The organism is Sphingopyxis sp., from assembly GCF_035944815.1.
Classification (GTDB): Bacteria; Pseudomonadota; Alphaproteobacteria; order Sphingomonadales; family Sphingomonadaceae; genus Sphingopyxis.
In genome coordinates this window covers 386314-404300 of the sequence record NZ_DASZAU010000002.1, presented here as the reverse complement: position 1 = coordinate 404300, position 17987 = coordinate 386314, and the positions used below count along the sequence as shown (strand labels likewise).

Annotated in this window: 21 protein-coding genes; 11 read left to right on the top strand and 10 right to left on the bottom strand. The window is 66.1% G+C overall.

Features of this window, described 5'->3' with window-relative positions:
• Window positions 1–10: 10 nt before the first annotated feature.
• The 4 genes from proB to VGU00_RS02850 all read right to left on the bottom strand — a co-directional run bounded on the left by proB (window position 11) and on the right by VGU00_RS02850 (window position 3834).
• Complete coding sequence (proB, locus tag VGU00_RS02865) at window positions 11–1114, bottom strand: glutamate 5-kinase (RefSeq protein ID WP_327465294.1); 1104 nt, start codon at window positions 1112–1114, stop codon at window positions 11–13.
• Between the two features lie 44 nt (window positions 1115–1158).
• A complete protein-coding gene (locus VGU00_RS02860) occupies window positions 1159–1905 on the bottom strand; it encodes a MipA/OmpV family protein (RefSeq protein ID WP_327465292.1) in 747 nt (248 codons plus the stop codon).
• Window positions 1906–2009: 104 nt separating this feature from the next.
• Window positions 2010–3050 carry a GTPase ObgE gene (gene obgE, locus VGU00_RS02855; RefSeq protein ID WP_327465290.1) on the bottom strand — a complete coding sequence of 347 codons (1041 nt, stop codon included), beginning with the start codon at window positions 3048–3050 and terminating at the stop codon, window positions 2010–2012.
• A 175-nt stretch (window positions 3051–3225) separates the two neighbouring features.
• Window positions 3226–3834: a TetR/AcrR family transcriptional regulator gene (locus VGU00_RS02850; RefSeq protein WP_327465769.1), complete on the bottom strand. Its 609-nt coding sequence runs from the start codon at window positions 3832–3834 to the stop codon at window positions 3226–3228.
• 76 nt (window positions 3835–3910) lie between these two features.
• Here VGU00_RS02850 and VGU00_RS02845 point away from each other — a divergent pair, with 76 nt between their 5' ends.
• From VGU00_RS02845 to VGU00_RS02835, 3 genes are all read left to right on the top strand, one after another.
• Window positions 3911–4801, top strand: coding sequence for a metal-dependent hydrolase (locus VGU00_RS02845; protein WP_327465288.1), 891 nt, complete (start codon window positions 3911–3913; stop codon window positions 4799–4801).
• Between the two features lie 206 nt (window positions 4802–5007).
• Window positions 5008–5568 carry a hypothetical protein gene (locus VGU00_RS02840; protein ID WP_327465286.1) on the top strand — a complete coding sequence of 187 codons (561 nt, stop codon included), beginning with the start codon at window positions 5008–5010 and terminating at the stop codon, window positions 5566–5568.
• A 32-nt stretch (window positions 5569–5600) separates the two neighbouring features.
• On the top strand, window positions 5601–6131 hold the full coding sequence (locus VGU00_RS02835; protein ID WP_327465284.1) for a GNAT family N-acetyltransferase: 531 nt from the start codon (window positions 5601–5603) through the stop codon (window positions 6129–6131).
• Here the strand turns inward: VGU00_RS02835 and VGU00_RS02830 are convergent.
• Together VGU00_RS02830 and VGU00_RS02825 are read right to left on the bottom strand one after the other, a co-directional pair.
• A complete protein-coding gene (locus VGU00_RS02830) occupies window positions 6128–6574 on the bottom strand; it encodes an NfeD family protein (protein WP_327465282.1) in 447 nt (148 codons plus the stop codon). The genes VGU00_RS02835 and VGU00_RS02830 overlap by 4 nt on opposite strands.
• A gap of 1 nt (window position 6575) precedes the next feature.
• A complete protein-coding gene (locus VGU00_RS02825; protein WP_327465280.1) occupies window positions 6576–7487 on the bottom strand; it encodes an SPFH domain-containing protein in 912 nt (303 codons plus the stop codon).
• An 87-nt stretch (window positions 7488–7574) separates the two neighbouring features.
• On the opposite strand from VGU00_RS02825, the gene VGU00_RS02820 reads away from it, so the two are divergent.
• Window positions 7575–8387 (top strand): CoA ester lyase, encoded by an 813-nt coding sequence (locus tag VGU00_RS02820; RefSeq protein ID WP_327465278.1) that lies wholly within the window; start codon window positions 7575–7577, stop codon window positions 8385–8387.
• Between the two features lie 131 nt (window positions 8388–8518).
• Complete coding sequence (locus VGU00_RS02815) at window positions 8519–10024, top strand: M28 family peptidase (RefSeq protein ID WP_327465276.1); 1506 nt, start codon at window positions 8519–8521, stop codon at window positions 10022–10024.
• Between the two features lie 110 nt (window positions 10025–10134).
• Here the strand turns inward: VGU00_RS02815 and VGU00_RS02810 are convergent, their stop codons facing one another.
• Window positions 10135–11508: a class II 3-deoxy-7-phosphoheptulonate synthase gene (locus VGU00_RS02810; protein WP_327465274.1), complete on the bottom strand. Its 1374-nt coding sequence runs from the start codon at window positions 11506–11508 to the stop codon at window positions 10135–10137.
• 255 nt (window positions 11509–11763) lie between these two features.
• Between VGU00_RS02810 and VGU00_RS02805 the strand changes: the two genes are divergently transcribed.
• The 4 genes from VGU00_RS02805 to VGU00_RS02790 are packed head-to-tail and all read left to right on the top strand — an operon-like array spanning window position 11764 to window position 14860.
• On the top strand, window positions 11764–12474 hold the full coding sequence (locus VGU00_RS02805) for a cyclic nucleotide-binding domain-containing protein (protein WP_327465272.1): 711 nt from the start codon (window positions 11764–11766) through the stop codon (window positions 12472–12474).
• 24 nt (window positions 12475–12498) lie between these two features.
• Entirely contained in the window at window positions 12499–12849 is a 351-nt protein-coding gene (locus VGU00_RS02800; RefSeq protein WP_327465270.1) for an ArsC family reductase, read from the top strand.
• Complete coding sequence (locus tag VGU00_RS02795; RefSeq protein ID WP_414713485.1) at window positions 12846–13922, top strand: glycerophosphodiester phosphodiesterase; 1077 nt, start codon at window positions 12846–12848, stop codon at window positions 13920–13922. Before VGU00_RS02800 ends, VGU00_RS02795 begins: the two co-directional genes overlap by 4 nt.
• Window positions 13919–14860, top strand: a complete 942-nt coding sequence (locus VGU00_RS02790; RefSeq protein ID WP_327465268.1) for an aldo/keto reductase — start codon at window positions 13919–13921, stop codon at window positions 14858–14860. Before VGU00_RS02795 ends, VGU00_RS02790 begins: the two co-directional genes overlap by 4 nt.
• 60 nt (window positions 14861–14920) lie before the next feature.
• Here the strand turns inward: VGU00_RS02790 and VGU00_RS02785 are convergent, their stop codons facing one another.
• The 3 genes from VGU00_RS02785 to VGU00_RS02775 are packed head-to-tail and all read right to left on the bottom strand — an operon-like array spanning window position 14921 to window position 16049.
• On the bottom strand, window positions 14921–15142 hold the full coding sequence (locus VGU00_RS02785) for a helix-turn-helix transcriptional regulator (protein WP_327465266.1): 222 nt from the start codon (window positions 15140–15142) through the stop codon (window positions 14921–14923).
• Window positions 15135–15623 carry a hypothetical protein gene (locus tag VGU00_RS02780; RefSeq protein WP_327465264.1) on the bottom strand — a complete coding sequence of 163 codons (489 nt, stop codon included), beginning with the start codon at window positions 15621–15623 and terminating at the stop codon, window positions 15135–15137. Before VGU00_RS02780 ends, VGU00_RS02785 begins: the two co-directional genes overlap by 8 nt.
• Before the next feature lie 3 nt (window positions 15624–15626).
• Window positions 15627–16049, bottom strand: a complete 423-nt coding sequence (locus tag VGU00_RS02775; protein WP_327465262.1) for a hypothetical protein — start codon at window positions 16047–16049, stop codon at window positions 15627–15629.
• Window positions 16050–16177: 128 nt separating this feature from the next.
• Between VGU00_RS02775 and panB the strand changes: the two genes are divergently transcribed.
• A complete protein-coding gene (panB, locus tag VGU00_RS02770; protein WP_327465260.1) occupies window positions 16178–17041 on the top strand; it encodes a 3-methyl-2-oxobutanoate hydroxymethyltransferase in 864 nt (287 codons plus the stop codon).
• Between the two features lie 112 nt (window positions 17042–17153).
• Window positions 17154–17987, top strand: coding sequence for a tetratricopeptide repeat protein (locus tag VGU00_RS02765; protein ID WP_327465258.1), 834 nt, complete (start codon window positions 17154–17156; stop codon window positions 17985–17987).

The following is a 17987-nucleotide window of genomic DNA, read 5'->3' as shown; positions in this document are numbered from 1 at the left end:
ACGCGCCGGGTCACAAGAGGACCATATGGTCGCGGTGGACCATCGCGCTGCGCGGTGCATAGCCGAGCGCCGCCTCCTGCGCGTCGCGGCCGAGGCCGACGATGTTCGCGGCGTCGGCGCCCGGATATTCGGACAGGCCGCGCGCGATGACGCGTCCGTCGGGGCCGGCGATGTCGAGGATGTCGCCGCGCGCGAAGCTGCCGCTGACCGCCGTCACGCCCGCCGCGAGCAGGCTCGCACCGCCTTGCAGCGCCTTGGCGGCACCGGCGTCGATCTCGACCCGCCCCTTGGCGGTGAGGCCGCCCGCGAGCCAGGCCTTGCGCGCGCTCGCGCCCTTGTCGGCAACGAACAGGCTGTGCCGTGCTTCGGTCGACAGCGGCCGGTCGATCCGGCCCGACGCGATCGCCAGATGCGCGCCCGCGGCGTTGGCGATGCGCGCCGCGGCGATCTTCGACACCATGCCGCCCGATCCCATGCCCGACGCCGACCCGGTATCGGCCATCGCCTCGATCCCCGCGTCGATGCGCTCGATCCGCGCGATATGGACCGCGCCCTCTTGCGCCGGATTGCGGTCATAAAGCCCGTCGATGTCCGACAGCAGGATGACGCCGCCTGCGGCGGCGGCCTGCGCCACGCGCGCAGCGAGCCGATCGTTGTCGCCAAACCGGATTTCCTCGGTCGCGACGCTGTCATTCTCGTTGATGATCGGCACGACGCCGAGGCTGAGCAGCCGGTCGAGCGTTGCCGCGGCGTTGAGATAGCGGCGGCGATGTTCGAGATCGTCGAGCGTCACCAGCATCTGCGCCGCGGTCAGTCCCTCGGCGCCGAGCACCTCGGCCCAGACCTGCGATAGCGCGATCTGCCCAGTCGCGGCGGCCGCCTGCGCATCCTCGAGCGTCCCGCGCCCCCCCTTGGCCAAACCGAGCCGCCGCGCCCCGAGCGCGATCGCGCCCGACGAGACGACGGCAACCTGCTGGCCCGCGCGCGTTCGTTCGGCGATGTCGGCGGCGATGCCGACGAGCCAGTCGCGCCTCACCGCGCCCGACGGATCGACGAGCAGGGCCGATCCGATCTTGACGATCAGCCGGGGGCAGGAGGCGGGCGCGAACAACATGCCGCCGCCGATAGCGCGTGCCGGAGCCCGCGCCAATCCTTAGCTTAACGCGACCCGCCGAACGTATAGCTGAGCGCGATGCCGCCCGACGGCTGGCTTCGCGAACCGAGCTGGCGCGTCACGGGCGAATCCGCTGCGTCGCCGACGAGCCGGTCGTAACGGCCGTAGACGGCGATGCCCCAATTCTTGCCGAGCATACGGTGGTACCCCGCAGTGACGCCCACCGACTGGACGCCGCCGCCGGGGTCATAGGCGGGAAGACCCGACGTCAGCGCGGCGGCGGGGGTAACGCCGAAATAGGCGCGGGTGTATTTCGCATCGCCAAGCGTGACGCGCGGACCGATAGAAAAGAGCCAGTCGTCGCCCTCGCGCGCGATATAATCGGCGCTGACTTCGCCGACCCAGCCCTTGTGACCGCTCAGGCCCTTGCGACCTTCGAGGCGGACGCGGATCGCGGGGGTCAGATGCGCCTGCGCAAAACCTCCCGCCTCGAACGAAAAACCGACCTTGGGAAGGTCGGCGCCGATGTCGGACGCCTTGCGCTTGCCGATGAAGCCGAAGGCCGGCCCGAAGGCGAAGTTGCCCGAGCGGACGAGGGGCGAGCCGAAGCTTTCATCGGGCGCCTCGAAGGTGAATTCGGCGTCGCGGGTGCGCGAGATGTCGACATAGGGGCCGACGCTGAACTTGTCCGCGCCCGGCCACGACGGCGACAGCTGCGGACCGAGGATCAGCCGCGTGCGCTTTTCCCCGCCCTCGCCGTTTTCCTGTGCGGCTGCCGGCATCGAAGCCATGGCCAATGTTGCAAGCAAAAGGGCAGGGAGTTTGCGGTTACAGGTCATGCGAAATCCTTGTTGTTCCGCATGAAATCCCCCGCGGTGGGTTTTGTTCCGATGGCCTAGAGCGGTGACCAGCCGGCCGCTTCATCGCTTTCGTCCTCGCCGGGTTCGGGATGGCCGATCGCTTCGAGCAGCTTGTCGAGTACCGCGGGCACGCCCGCGCCGCTCGCGCCCGACAGCGCCATCACCGGATGGCCGCTTTCGGCTTCGAGCTCGGCCGACAGTGCCGCGATCAGTTCGTCGTCGAGCGTGTCGGTCTTGTTGAGCGCGACGATCACCGGCTTGTCGATCAGGTCGGCGCCATAGGCTTCGAGTTCGTCGCGCACGATACGATAGCTTGTCGCGACATCCTCGTCGTTCGCGTCGACGAGGTGCAGCAGGACGCGGCAGCGTTCGATATGACCCAGGAAGCGGTCGCCGACCCCGGCGCCCTCGGCGGCGCCCGCGATCAGCCCGGGGATGTCGGCAACGACGAACTCATGCCCCTTGTGGCTCACGACGCCGAGCTGCGGGCGCAGCGTGGTGAAGGCATAGGCGCCGACCTTCGCCTGCGCGTTGGTCACCGCGTTGATGAAGGTCGACTTGCCGGCATTGGGCAGCCCGACAAGGCCTGCGTCGGCGAGCAGCTTGAGGCGGAGCCAAACCCATGCCTCTTCGCCCGGCCAGCCCGGCCCGTGCTGGCGCGGCGCGCGGTTGGTCGACGTCTTGTAGCTCGCATTGCCGCGGCCGCCGTCGCCGCCGCGCAGGAAGTGGAGGCGTTCGCCCTCTTTGGTCAGGTCGGCGAGCAGGCTGCGATCCTCGTCGTCGTCGAGGATCTGGGTGCCGATCGGCACCTGGATGACGAGGTCGGGGCCGCCCGCACCGGTGCGGTCGCGGCCCGCGCCGGGGGTGCCGCGTTTCGCCTTGAAATGCTGCGTGTAGCGAAAGTCGATCAGCGTGTTGAGACCGGCGACCGCTTCGAAGACGATATCGCCGCCCTTGCCGCCGTTGCCGCCGTCGGGGCCGCCATATTCGACATATTTTTCGCGCCGGAACGACACGGCTCCGGGGCCGCCGTCGCCGGACTTGATGAAGATCTTGGCTTGGTCGAGGAAATGCATGGTGGGGCCTTTGGGCGGCTGGTCAGAGCGCTACGTACAAATTCCGTTCGCATCGAGCGAAGTCGAGATGCCCCTCGGCCGTGCTTACCCGTGGGGTGTCTCGACTTCGCTCGACACGAACGGGGAGGAGGGGTGGGCGGTCCCTTAGCCCGCGCGCAACAAAATTGCCAGCGGCTTAGTCCTGCGGCTTGCCGCCATGTTCGGCCCAGAATTTGGCGATCCGCCCGGTGATCAGTTCGGTCGCGAGGACGCGCGACGTGTCGCGCGGCAGGTCCAGCGCTTCGGCCATCGGGCCACCGAGTTGCGCGTCGCCGAGCGCCATCAGCACGAGCGCAAGCGTATCCTCGTGCATCAGGCGCTTTTCGTGCGCGTCCGGCGCCATGCCGTCGATCAGCCGGTGGATCGCATCGACGATCGGGTCGAGCGCATCGTCATTGCCCGTGGCGGCCATCCAGGTCGCGAGCGCGCCCGCGCCGCCGCCGTTGAACGCGTCGAAGGCGAGGTCGACGATCTCGCGCACATTGCGCTCGCCGGGCGCCGATTCGGCCATCTTCTGGCCGATCGTCGCGCACACCGTCTCGGCCTGATAGGCCGCGAGCGCCTTTTGCAGCCCCGCGGCGCTACCGAAATGATGCAGCAGGTTGGCGTGCGTCCGGTCGATCCGCGCCGCGACTGCCTTCAACGTTACGGCCGCGGGTCCCATTTCGATCAGGATCTGGCGTGCGGCCTCGAGCGCGGCCGACCGGCTCTCCTCCGGGCTCAGGCGCTTCTTTGCTATTGACACCACTGTAAGTAACCTTTAACTTTTACCCCACAGGCGTCCCCACGCCCGACTTCCCTATTCCGACGGTGAGCATCATATGTCCAGCCTTTCCCAGTCGCCGACCCCCGCCAATCTGTCGATCACGCCGCGCGACATGCGCTTTGGCCGCGACGACCGGCAGGGCCGCTGGTGGCTGAACGGCGATCCGATCGCCTCGGCCTTCCACACCGCGCTGTCGGTGACCTTTCCGCGCGGCGAGGCGATGTTCATCGAGGCGGTGAAAGCGCACCGCGACGGCGTTCCCGATAAGCTGGCGCGCGAAATCCGCGCCTTTACCCAGCAGGAAGTGATCCACAGCCGCGAGCATGTCGTCTTCAACAAGAAGGCGGCGGAGGCGGGCTATGACCTCAGCGAGCTCGAGGACGACGTCAACCAGGTGCTCGACCTGATCAAGACGCGTCCGCAGATCGTCAATCTGATGGCGACGATCGCGCTCGAACATTATACCGCAATGATGGCGGCGGTGATGTTGCGTGAGGACAGCATGTACGCGGGCGCCGAACCCGAATGGGCGGCGCTGTGGAAATGGCACGCGATCGAGGAAATCGAGCACAAGGGCGTCGCCTACGACACCTGGCTCCACGCGACGAAGGACTGGAGCCGGTTCCGGCGCTGGCGCGCGAAGTCGCTGATGATGATCCTCGTCACCACGCGTTTCTGGCCGAAGCGCGTCAAGGGCATGAAGGCGCTGCTGAAGCAGGACGGCCTCACCGGTTGGCGCGTCACGGCGCGGATCTGGTGGTATCTGCTCGGCACCCCCGGCGTGCTGCGCAAGAGCTTCTTCCCCTGGCTTTCCTATTTCATGCCGGGGTTCCACCCGTGGAACCACGACGACCGCGCGCTGATCCAGAAATATGAAAGCGACTATGCCGACGCGATCATGCCGGCGCATTCGTCGAAACCCGAATTGGCCGCGGCAGCGGCCTGACCTTTCGTCTCCGCGGTTGCGGGGGTCCAGAGCGGTTCTCTCTCTCTCCCCGTTTCTGGGCCTCCTCATCCGCGGAGATTTTGTTGGGGATGACGGATAGCGGAACGGCAGTTCCCCACCCCAAAGACCACAGTCGTCCCCCCGATATTCGGCCGGGCTGGACGCGGCGACGTTCGTCCCATATCGGTTCGTCGGTGGAGGGGACCATGCAGCCACATATGACCGCGGCGGAAGTCACGCAGTTCGAACTGCAACTGGCAGGGCTCGGCTCGCTGCTCGAATTCGGTTGCGGCGGCAGCACGCTGGTCGCCGCCCGGCAGGTGCGGCGGATCGTCAGCGTCGACAGCGATCCCGCCTGGCTCGGCCGGGTGCAGGCCGAGGTGGCGCGCGAAACGGTCGAATTCACTCCCTTTCATGCCGATATCGGACCGGTCGGCGAATGGGGCTATCCGACCGACGAAGGCCGGCTTCGCGACTGGCCGCGCTATCACACGCAAATCTGGCGCGGGCTGAACGGCAGCCCCGACGCGGTGCTTATCGACGGGCGTTTTCGCGTCGCCTGCCTGTTGCAGTCGATCATCCACTGCAAGCCCGACTGCATCTTTCTGTTCCACGATTTTCGTGACCGGCCGCATTATCATGTGGTGCTGAAACATGCCGACGTGCTGGCGCGTGTCGATACGCTGGCGGTGCTGCGCGCGAAGCAGCTGGTCGACGGCAAGGCCGTGCTCCACGACCTGTTCGATCATTATCTGATCCCCGATTGACCTCACCCGCGCGATTGGGCACATCCGCCGCCATGCTAGGCACCGCACCCGTAATCGAAACCGACCGCCTTCGCCTCCGGCCCGGACGGCTTGCCGACAAGAACACGCATATCGCGATGTGGGCCGACGAGCGCGTCACGCGCTTCATCGGCGGCGAACCGCGTGCGCCCGACGTCAGCTGGGGCAAGTTCCTCGGCTCGGCGGGACTGTGGCCGATCATGGGCTTCGGTTACTGGGTGTTCGCCGACCGGGCGAGCGATGCGCTGGTCGGGCAGGGCGGGCTCAGCTATTTCTGCCGGGGCATCCCCGAACTCGAAGGTGTGCCCGAGGCCGGGTGGGCGTTCGACGCCGACCATTGGGGGGCGGGCTATGCGACCGAGGCGATGACCGCAATCCTCGGCTGGGCCGACGCGCATCTCGATGCCGCCGAAGTGCGCTGCATCATCGATCCGGGCAATGCCGCGTCAGCGCGCGTGGGGGCGAAGCTCGGTTTCCGGCCTATCGGCGACAGCGATGCGCTGGGCCATGTCGTCGCGATCTATTCGCGGCCGCGCGGCGGCTAGGCGGCCTCGACCACCAGCACGCCGCCGTCGGCGCTGACGACGCGGACCTTCGTCCCTTCGGCGACGTCGGGACCGCGCACCGGCCATTCGCCGTCGCCGACCCTGGCGCGGCCGCGGCCGTCCTCGATCGCCTTGGTGACCGTCAGCACTTCGCCGACCAGCCGCCCGCCGCGCTGGTTGAGGTGCGGGTCGGTCGTCGTGATCGGGTTCGCCTTCAGCCAGCGGCGTCCGCCGTAAAGCGCGACGAACGCCAGCACGGCAAAGATACCGAGCTGGAAGGGGATGCTGAGCGGGATCACCCACGCGATGACGCCGGTGACGACCGCCGCCGCGCCGACCCAGATGAGGAAGAAGCCCGGGGCGACGATCTCGGCCGCGGCGAGCAGGACGCCGAGCGAGAGCCATGCCCAATGCGGTTCCATGTTCGTCAGCCAGTCGGGCATGTCAGGCTCCCTTGCGTTCGAGCGCGTCCTTGGCGAGTTCGCCGATGCCGCCCAATGTGCCGATCAGCTGCGTCGCCTCGACCGGGAAGAGGATCGTCTTGCTGTTCGGGCTGGTCGCGAACTGGCCGACGGCTTCGACATATTTCTGCGCGATGAAGTAATTGATCGCCTGCGCATTGCCGTTGGCGATCGCGTCCGACACCATCTGCGTCGCTTTCGCTTCGGCCTCGGCCTCGCGTTCGCGGGCTTCGGCGTCGCGGAAGGCGGCTTCGCGGCGGCCTTCGGCCTCGAGGATCTGGCTCTGCTTCTGGCCTTCGGCGCGCAGGATTTCGGACGCGCGGCTGCCTTCGGCTTCGAGGATGTTCGCGCGCTTTTCGCGCTCGGCCTTCATCTGCCGCGCCATCGCGTTCGAAATATCGGCGGGCGGGCGGATGTCCTTGATCTCGACGCGGGTGATCTTGACGCCCCACGGCGTCGTCGCGTCGTCGACGACGTGCAGCAGCCGCGTGTTGATCTCGTCGCGTTTCGACAAGGTTTCGTCGAGGTCCATCGACCCCATCACGGTGCGCAGGTTCGTCGTCGTCAGGTTCATGATCGAGAGATAGAGGTCGCTGACCTCATAGGCCGCCTTGGCGGCGTCGAGCACCTGGAAAAAGACGACGCCGTCGACCGCGACCATCGCATTGTCCTTGGTGATGATTTCCTGCCCCGGAATGTCGAGCACCTGTTCCATCATGTTCACCTTGCGACCGACGCGGTCGAAGATCGGCATGATGAAATTGAGCCCCGGCTGCGCCGTATGGGTAAAGCGACCGAAGCGTTCGATCGTATAGGCATAGCCCTGCCGCACGGGCGTCAGCGCCCAGATCAGGAACACCAGCGCCAGAACCACCAGTGCGAGTGCGAATTCCATCGATCATCCCCTCTCTCTGCAAAATAGATGTTTTGCAAACCCGCTTCCTTATTGCGGCAATGGCGGGGTTGCGCCACAGAAAAGCGCATGACGCCAAGTGACTATCCGCCGCGCTCGCTGCTCTATGTCCCGGGATCGAACGCCCGCGCGCTCGAAAAGGCGGCCGGCCTCGCTGCCGACATGTTGATCATCGATCTCGAGGATGCGGTCCCCGCCGATCGCAAGGCCGAAGCGCGCGCGGCGATGCGCGCCGCCGTCGCGGCGGGCTATCCGGGCAAGCGGGTCGCGGTGCGTATCAACGGGACGGGCAGCGAGCATCAGGCGGCGGACATCAACGCGGTCGCGGGCCTCGCGCTCGACGCGGTGGTGCTGCCCAAGGTCGACGCCATCGCCGACCTCGAAAGCGCGCGCGGTCTCGGCCTGCCCATCCTTGCGATGATCGAGACGCCGACCGCGATCTACGCCGCGCGCGACATCGCCGCCGATCCGGCGGTGGCGGGGCTGATCGCGGGGCTCAACGACCTCGCGCATGAATTGAAGCTGCCGGGCGGCATGGACCGCGGCGCGATGAGCCATGCGATTCAGGCAATCGTGCTGGCGGCGCGGGCGGCCGGGGCGTGGGGGTTCGACGGGGTCTATAATGCGATCGACGATGCCGCGGGTTTCGCCAGCGAAGCGGCGGAGGGACGGCGGCTCGGGTTCGACGGCAAGACCTTGATCCATCCGTCGCAAGTCGATCCGTGCAACAGCGCATTCGCACCGTCGGAACGCGAAATTGCGGCGGCCGAGGCGCTGGTGGCGGCGGCGACCGGCGGAGCGCAGCGCCACGACGGCCAGATGATCGAGGATATGCATGTCGCGGCGGCAAGGGCGTTGCTGGCGCGGGCTGGGCACGCCTGACATCTCCTCCCACAGGCGGAGGGGAGTAAAGGTCGGCTCTCACTTGTCCCGCTTCGCACCGGACCAACGCCCGCGATCCTTCGACGAACGCCGCTTGCCCGGCTTTCGCGGGCGTGCCATGCCGCGCCCCCATGCACGCAACTAAATTTCGCGCCGCGATCGCGGCCGCCGCCCTCCTGGCCTTTGCCACCCCCGCCGTCCACGCCAAGCCCGTCGACGCGCCGATCACCGAAACCGAGCTCGCTGGCCATATAAAGATACTTGCGGGCGATGCGTTCGAGGGCCGCGCGCCGGGGACCGAAGGCGAGGATCGCACCATTGCCTATATCGTCGGCGAATGGGCGAAGGCGGGGCTCGAAGCCGTGCCGGGCAGCGCGACGCCCTGGCTCCAGCCGGTGCCCTTCGTCGAGACGCAGGGGCTGGGCAGTACCGCGAGGTTCAGCGTTCGCGGCCGCGATTTCGCGCTGCCGGACGATGGCATCGTCCTGACCGGGCGCGATCCGTCGGCCGCGTTGACCGGCCTCCCGGCGGTCTTCGTCGGCTATGGCATCGACGGCGCGGGCAAGGTCAACGCCGATGTCAAAGGCAAGCTTGCGATCATGTTGTTCGACAACGCGCCCTTCGGCGACAAGCTGCCGCGCTATCGCGAACGGCGCCAGATGCTCGCCGATGCGGGTGCGAGCGCGGTCCTGGTCATCGCGACCGACGCCGTGCCGTGGGAGCAATTGCGCGAGACCGCGGGCAGCAAGGTCATGCGCCTCGCCGACGCGAAGCCGGGCGCGCCGGTGAGCGGCTTCCTGTCGCCCGCGGCGGCCGATGCCTTGCTGAAGCAGGCGGGCGAGGACAGCAATGCGCTGCACGAAGCCGCGAAGTCGCCCGGCTATAAAGGCATGGCGTTGCCGGTGTCCGCCGATCTGGCGACGCAATCGGCCATTCGTCCCTTCGCGAGCAACAATGTGATCGCCAAGCTGCCGGGCGCGAAGCCCGACGGCAAGGCGGTGTTGTTCCTTGGCCACTGGGACCATCTCGGCATTTGCGAATCCGAAGGCACCGCCGACCGGATCTGCAACGGCGCGGTCGACAATGCGAGCGGCATCGCGGTGCTGATCGAGGTCGCGAAGCGGCTGGGCAAGGGCGCGCGGCCCGACCGCGACATTTATTTCCTGGCGACGACGGCCGAGGAAAAGGGCCTGCTGGGCGCGCATTATTTTGCCGATCATCCCGTGGTGCCGCTGTCCGACATCACCGTCGCGCTCAATATCGATACGATCGCCATTTCGCCGCGTGGTACACCCGTCGCGACGATCGGGCGCGGCAAGCCCGCCTATGATGCTGTCGTGCGCGAGGCGGCGACGAAGCTCGGCCGCAAACTCGACGAGGATGGCGAGGCCGATGCCTTCATCCAGCGGCAGGATGGCTGGGCGCTCGGCGCCAAGGGCGTGACCTCGCTGATGGTCGGCGGCAGCTTTTCGGATATGAAGCTGCTCGAAGCCTTCCTCGGCAGCCATTATCACACGGCTACCGACAATTTCTCGGACACCATCCCGCTCGGCGGCGCGGCCGAGGACGCCGACCTGCATGTCGCGCTGGGCCGGGCGTTCGCCGATACGAAAGCCTGGCCGGGAACAGCGAAGTAAAAATGAAGTGTGTCCCCGCGAAGACGGGGACCCATCACCGGATATTTCGGAAGCAAACGGCGGGAGATGGGCCCCCGCCTTCGCGGGGGCACACTCAACAATGTTTTGGGTCAGGCCGCCTGCTTGGCCCGATCCGCCATTTCCTGATTGAGCATTTCGGCGAGCAGGAACGCGAGTTCGAGGCTCTGTCCCGCGTTCAGGCGCGGGTCGCAATGCGTGTGATAGCGGTCGGCGAGATCCATCTGGGTCACGTCCATCGCGCCGCCGGTGCATTCGGTGACATTCTGGCCGGTCATCTCGATATGGATGCCGCCGCCATGCGTGCCCTCGGCGCGGTGAACCGCGAAGAAGCCGCGCACCTCGGCGAGGATGCGATCGAAGGGGCGCGTCTTGTAGCCGTTGGGCGTCTTGATGACATTGCCGTGCATCGGGTCGCACGACCAGACGACGGGGTGGCCCGATTCCTTCACCGCGCGCACCAGCTTGGGCAGATGCGCCTCGATCTTGTCGTGACCATAGCGCGTGATCAGCGTCATGCGCCCCGCGACATGATTGGGATTGAGCGTGTCGAGCAGGCGCAGCAGCACGTCGGGCTCGAGGCTCGGGCCGCATTTCATGCCGACCGGATTGCCGATACCGCGCAGATATTCGATATGCGCCGAACCTTCGAAGCGCGTGCGGTCGCCGACCCACAGGAAGTGTCCCGAGGTGTCGTACCAGCCGCCGGTCAGGCTGTCCTGCCGCGTCAGCGCCTGCTCATAGGGGAGCAGCAACGCCTCGTGGCTGGTGTAGAAGCTGGTGCCCTTGATCTGCGGGACGGTCTCGGGCGTCACGCCGCACGCTTCCATGAAAGCGAGCGCTTCGGAAATGCGTGCCGCGGTTTCCTGATATTTCTTCGCCCAGGGGCTGCGGTCCATGAAATCATGCGTCCAGGCGTTGACCTGATGCAGGTTCGCATAGCCGCCGTTCGCGAAGGCGCGCAGCAGGTTCAGCGTCGCTGCCGACTGGTTATACGCCTTGACCATGCGCTGCGGATCGGGCTCGCGGCCCGCTTCCTCGAATGCGATGTCGTTGATGATGTCTCCGCGATAGCTCGGCAGCTCGACGCCGCCCACATCCTCCATGTCGGCCGAGCGCGGCTTGGCGAACTGGCCCGCCATGCGGCCGAGCTTCACCACGGGCATCTTCGACGCGAAGGTCAGCACGACCGCCATCTGGAGGAGGACGCGGAAGGTGTCGCGGATATTGTTCGGATGAAACTCGGCAAAGCTCTCGGCGCAGTCGCCGCCCTGCAGCAGGAACGCCTTGCCTTCGGCAACCTTGCCAAGCTCGGCGGTCAGGTCGCGCGCTTCGCCGGCAAAGACCAGCGGCGGATAGCCCGCGAGTTCGCGTTCGGCGGCGGCGAGCGCATCGGCGTCGCGATAGGTGGGAAGCTGGCGGGCCTCGTGCGAGCGCCAGCTATGCGGTTGCCAGTTTTTCGTCATATGCCTGTCTTTTCGCGTTCGAATCGAGCGCCACATGGCGCTTATGCCGCGTGGACGCAATGTTTGCGGCACGAGCAAACCGCAAAATTAGCATTATCGTGACATTTGCGCACCTATGCTTTTCTTGGACCTCAAAAACTGATAGTTTGTTACAAGCTTTTGAAACGGCGATAGGGGCGCAACCAAGGCAGTCGGTTATCGGTAACGTTATACACCAGCGACCCGTTTCCGGGTCCCGATGTGAAGCGATTGGCTATGGCGAATTTCGATTCCGCATGGTTCGTTTATGGGGTGCTGCTGTTGCTGCTGGCGACGAGTTTTGTCGTGCGCATCGACTATGTGCGCATCGGCCTTGCCGCCGCGGCGCTGGTCGCCCTCCCGCTTGTCCTGTTCCGCGAACCCGTTTTCGGTTACGGGATGCTGGTGCTCGCGATCCTCGTGGTCAACATCGGCATATTGACGCGGCTGTGGCTGCGCGGGGCCAATGTCCGCTTTTCGGCCGAGGAAGAGGAATTGCGCCGCCAGCATTTCGCGCGGCTGGGGCCGGTCGCGGCGCGCGGCCTTATCGATCAGGGGCACTGGATTTCGGCAAAGCGTGGCGAAGTGCTGATCCGCGAGAACCAGGCGGCGCCCAGCCTCTTCTACCTTGCCGAAGGGCTGGCTTCGGTCCAGCGCGACGGCGCCGAGGTCGCGCGATTGTCCGACGGCGAATTGATCGGCGAGGCGACGGTGCTCGACGGCACCTACGCGACCGGAACGGTGGTGCTCGGCAGCAATGCGCGGCTGTGGTTCGTTCCCGCCGCGGCGCTGCGCGCCTATCTGGCCGCCAACCCCGATCTGGCCGGAGCGCTCCACGAAGGTTTTGCGCGGGCGCTGCGCGGCAAGCTCGCCAGCGCGAACACGCGGATCGCCGACCGGCCCCTCGTTTCGAAAGCGCCGACCGCATCTGACGCCTCGAATATGTAACTGGCTCCTGCTAATTCCCGAAACATGACACTGATTCTTTATGGTATTCCGAACTGCGATACGGTGAAGAAAGCCCGGCGCTGGCTTGACGAGCAGGGCGTCTCCTATCGCTTTCACGATTTTCGCAAGGACGGGCTCGACCCCGCACGGCTCCAGGGCTGGATCGACGCGCTGGGGTGGGAAAAACTCCTCAACAAGGCCGGCACCACCTTCCGCAAATTGCCCGACGCGCAGAAGGACGGCCTCGATGCCGCCTCGGCCAAGGCGTTGATGCTGGATCAGCCGGCGATGATTCGCCGGCCGGTGGTCGAAGCGGCAGGAGGCGTCAGCGTCGGTTTTTCGGCCGGTGACTGGCAGGCGCGCTTTGCAAAATGATGCGGCGTTTCGCGGCGCTGTTCGCCCTGATGCTCACCGCCGGCTGCGCGGCTGAGCCTGTGACCGCGCAGGCAACCCTCGACGGGCAGCCGCCGATCGTGATTGCGCATCGTGGGGCGTCGGGCGAACGGCCCGAACATACCATCGCTGCGTACCGGCTCGCGATCGAGCTTGGCGCCGATTATATCGAACCCGACCTTGTGCTGACCAGGGACGGCGTGCTGGTGGCGCGGCACGAGAATGAGATTTCCGAAACGACCGACGTCGCGGCCCACGAAGAGTTCGCGGATCGCAAGGCGACCAAGACGATCGACGGGCAGCAGGTCACCGGCTGGTTCACCGAAGATTTCACGCTCGCCGAACTCAAGACGCTGCGTGCGCGCGAGCGGCTGCCGAAACTGCGTAGCACCGAATATGACGGCCGGTTCGACATCCCGACCTTCGAGGAAATCCTGACTTTCCTTGCCGAGGCGAACAAGGGGCGCGAGCGGCCCGTCGGCGTCTATCCCGAAACCAAGCACCCGAGCTATTTCGTATCGATCGGCCTGCCGCACGAGGCGCCGCTGCTGGCGATGCTCGACCGGTTCGGTTACCGGGGGCGCACGGCGCCGGTGTTCATCCAGAGCTTCGAGGTCGGCAACCTCAAGGCGCTGCGGGCGAAGAGCGACTTGCCGCTGATCCAGCTGATGGACAGCGAAGGCAGTCCGGCGGATACGCCGGGCACCAGCTATGCCGCAATGGCGGCTCCCGCCGGGTTGAAGGCGATCGCCGCCTATGCCGACGGTATCGGGCCGTCGAAGGATATGGTCATCCCGCGCGGCGCGCTGGGGCGGCTCGGCGATCCGACGGTGCTGGTGCGCGACGCGCATGCCGCGGGGCTGAAGGTCCATCCCTGGACGTTTCGCCGCGAAAATTATTTCCTGCCGCTCGGCGACAAGGGCGGGCTCAATCCCGCGGGACATGGCGATCTGGCGGCCGAAATCGATACCTATCTCAAAACCGGTATCGACGGGCTGTTCAGCGACAACCCGCGCGAAGCGGTGGCGACCGTCAAGAAGGGACATGTTCGATGATCGACAAACCTCTGGGCCAAAGTGGGCTTTCCACCCCACCGCTCGTCCTTGGCGGCAACGTCTTCGGCTGGACCGCCGACCGCGCGGCGAGCTTTGCCGTTCTCGATCGCTTCGTCGAAGGCGGCGGCCGGATGATCGACACCGCCGACGTCTATTCGGCGTGGGCGGAAGGACATAAGGGCGGCGAGTCCGAAAGCATGATCGGCGCATGGCTGAAGGCGAGCGGCGCGCGCGACCGGATATCGATCGCGACCAAGGTGGGCATGCTGCCGGGCGAAGGCGGCAAGGGATTGCAGCCCGACCGCATCCGCGCCGCGGTCGATGCCTCGCTCGAACGGCTGGGCGTCGAGACGATCGACCTTTATTTCGCGCACAAGGACGATCCCGATGTCCCGCTCGACGAGGTCATGGGCGCGTTCGGCGAACTGGTCGATGCGGGCAAGGTCCGCGCGATCGGCGCGTCCAACTATAGCGCCGACCGGCTCGCCGCCGCGCTGCGCGTCGCCGACGAACGCGGGCTGCCGCGCTTCACTGTCATGCAGCCCGAACTGAACCTGCTCGACCGCGATCAATATGAAGGCGCGTTGCAGGAACTTTGCATTGCCGAGGATATCGGCGTCGTCCCATATTATAGCCTCGCGTCCGGCTATCTGTCGGGCAAGTATCGCGATGCCGCCGACCTGCGGCAGAGTCCGCGCGGTTTCAAGGCGAAGTCCTATATGGAGGGGCGCGGCCCCGCGGTTCTGGCCGTCATGGACCGGATCGCCGCCGAAACGGGTGCGACGCTGTCGCAGATCGCGCTTGCCTGGGTCGCACAGCAGCCCGGCGTCACCGCGCCGATCGCAAGTGCGACGCGTGTCGACCAGCTCGACGAGCTGCTGGGCAGCATGGCGCTGGAACTCGGCCCCGACCATCTCGCGGCGCTCGGCGCAGCTTGAAGTCCGGCCCGACGCCACCGGGGAGGGGACGCCGAACCGGACCCGCGCGGCCGCGCTGTCTCAAGCCCCGGCGTCGTCCCACTGAAACACCGCCTCGAGCGGCTTGTCGAAGACGCGCGCGATGCGGAACGCGACCTCCAGCGACGGGGAATATTTGCCTTGTTCGATCGCGGCGATCGTCTGCCGGGTGACCCCGACCATGTCGCCAAGGTCGCCCTGCGTCATCTCGCCCGCAAGAAAGCGCAGCGTCCGGATCTCGTTGGAGAAGGGGAACCTAGCCATGCCAGCCCCGCCGGTAGCTCATCAGGACAACGACGCTGTTCACCAGCTCGGCGGCGACGATCGCGAACAGCCCGGCGTTCGCCAGCGGCACGCCGCGCTCGACGAAAGGCATATAGACCCCGACGACCATCATCCCGACCAGCAGGACATAATAACCCATGGCGGCGCCACGGCGACGGATCGCGCGGTCGCGTTCGTCGGCGCGGGCGCGCTCCGGCTTCGGCGCCTGCGCCGACAGGATGACGGTACCGACGATGACGGTGACCGCATGCGCGGTGGCGATCGATCCGAACAGCCATAGCATCGGAAAAACTTCGCGCCCGGCGGGATGCCCGGAGAGGAGAAGCCCGAAATAGAGAGCGTAGGCGGCGACCATCGCGATGACATTCAGCCATGCGGTTTTTTCGCGGAAGTTCATCGACAGGTCTCCGGTATCGGCTGCGGCAAGCTGCCGCGCGGATTCGAGGATCGCGGGGGACATGGCTCAATAGCCCCGGCGATAGAGGTAGAGCTGGGTGCCGATGCGCACGAGCTCGGCAAGGACGAGTGTCGCGATCATCATGTTGAGCTGCTGCGCCTGGCCGACGCCCCAGAAGACCAGGAAGATGCTGACCCAGATGCCGACCACGAGCGGGTAATAGGCATAGTGGGTGCCGCGCATGTGGAAGCCGCGGTCGCGCTCGTCCTCCCTGATATCGACCTCGGCGCGGTTGCGGATCGCGAGGAAGGCGGTTGCCACCGTCATCGCGACGATGATCGCGATGGTGACCGGCACGAGCAGCCCGGCGGTCGCCCAGACGCCCGCGGGACCGTCGGCGACCTGCCAGGGATAGGCAAGGAAATACCAGCCGAACGCCGCTGCCATCGTCACCAACGTGACCCAGTGTATCTTTTCGCGGAAGCTCATGCGTGAAACTCCGAATGTTCGCTTTTCATGACCTTATGTTAAAAATATCGAACATAAAGTCAAGTCGATTTTACATCGTGATGCTTCGTCCTTTCGCTGCGCGCGCCAAGGGGCTAGACCCCCGCCCCATGTCCACGCTCCCGAAAACGCTCACCCTCGACACATCGACCAGCCGCGCGAATCCGACGCCGCAGCCGATGAAGCGCCTTACCGTTCCGCGGATTCGCCAGCGCAAGGGCGGCGAGCCGCTCGTGATGCTGACCGCCTACACGGTCCGCATGGCGCAGCTGCTCGACCCGCATTGCGACATGCTGCTGGTCGGCGATTCGCTGGCGCAGGTGATTTACGGGCTGCCGCATACCGTCGGGGTGACGATGGACATGATGGCCCTGCATGGCGCGGCTGTCGTGCGCGGCAGCTATCATGCGGCCGTCATCGTCGACATGCCGTTCGGCAGCTATGAAGGCAGCCCGCAGCAGGCGTTCGACAATGCCGCGCGGCTGCTCAAGGAAACCGGCGCGGCGGCGGTGAAGGTCGAGGGCGGCAAGGTCCTGGCCCCGACGATCGAGTTCCTGACCCAGCGCGGCATCCCGGTCATGGGTCATGTCGGGCTGACCCCGCAGGCGGTGAATATCCTTGGCGGCTATGGCGTGCGCGGCAAGAGCGAGGAGGAGGCGCGTTCGATCGTCGAAGACGCCATCGCGGTCGCGCAGGCGGGTGCCTTTTCGATCGTCATCGAGGGGGTGCTCGAATCGATTGCGATCGAGATCACGAACAAGGTCGATTGCCCGACGATCGGGATCGGCGCCTCGGCGCAGTGCGACGGTCAGGTGCTGGTCACCGACGACATGCTCGGCATGTTCGAACGTGTCCCCAAGTTCGTCAAAAAATATGAGGATATGGCGGGCGTCGTCAACAGCGCGGTCAAGGACTATGCCGACGAAGTCAGGTCCCGTTCATTCCCGACCGACGATCAGACCTACGCAGGTTGACGGCAGGCGGCGGCGCACAACAGCGAAACGCTTGGCCTTTTTCGGCGTCGTCGCTAAGGAAGCGACCGGCGGGATGAATGCCCAGAGCCATGACGAATATATGGAGGTTTGATTGGCCCTGAGCCCGACGAATGATGCCGCGCTGTTGCAGGAGGTCGACGAAGCCGTCCGCAAGGACCGGCTCGATACGATCGTGCAGCGCTATGGCCGGTGGATCATCGGCGGCGTACTCGCCGCGTTGCTCGCGTTCGGCGGCTATCTTTTCTGGAGTCACCGGCAGGATCAGGCGCGCGGCGAACAGGCCGAAGAACTGATCGCGGCGTTCGAGAAACTCGGCGCCAACCAGCCCCGCGCCGCCGATGCCGAGCTGCAGAAGCTCGTCGACGACGGCAGCCCCGCCTATCGCGCCGTTGCGCAGATGCAGCAGGCGAATATCAAGGCGCAGGGCGGCGACCTGAAGGCGGCCGCCGCGCTGATGGCGAAAATCGCGGCCGACACCAAACTCGACCAGTCGCTGCGCGACCTCGCGCTGATCCGCCAGACCGCATTCGAATATGACACGCTGAAGCCCGACGCGGTGATCGCGCGCATGAAGCCGATGGTCGATGCAAAGGATCCGGCGTCGAGCTGGTTTGCGAGCGCCGCAGAGATGTCGGCGAGCGCTCATTATCAGCTCGGCCAGTTCGACAAGGCCGGCGCGCTCTATGCGCGCATCGCCAAGACGCCGGACGTCGCCAAATCGCTCGAATCGCGCTCGGTGCAGATGGCCGGCATGCTGGGCGTCGACGCGGTTTCCGACCGCGCGACCGATAGCGCCGGAGCCGAAAAGAACGCCGCGGCTACGGCCGGAGCCGATAAAAATGCGGCGACAAGCGCCGCCGGGGACCAGAAAGGCAATGCCGCGCCCAAGGCAGCGACAGCCGCAAAAGTTGAGGAAACGAAATAA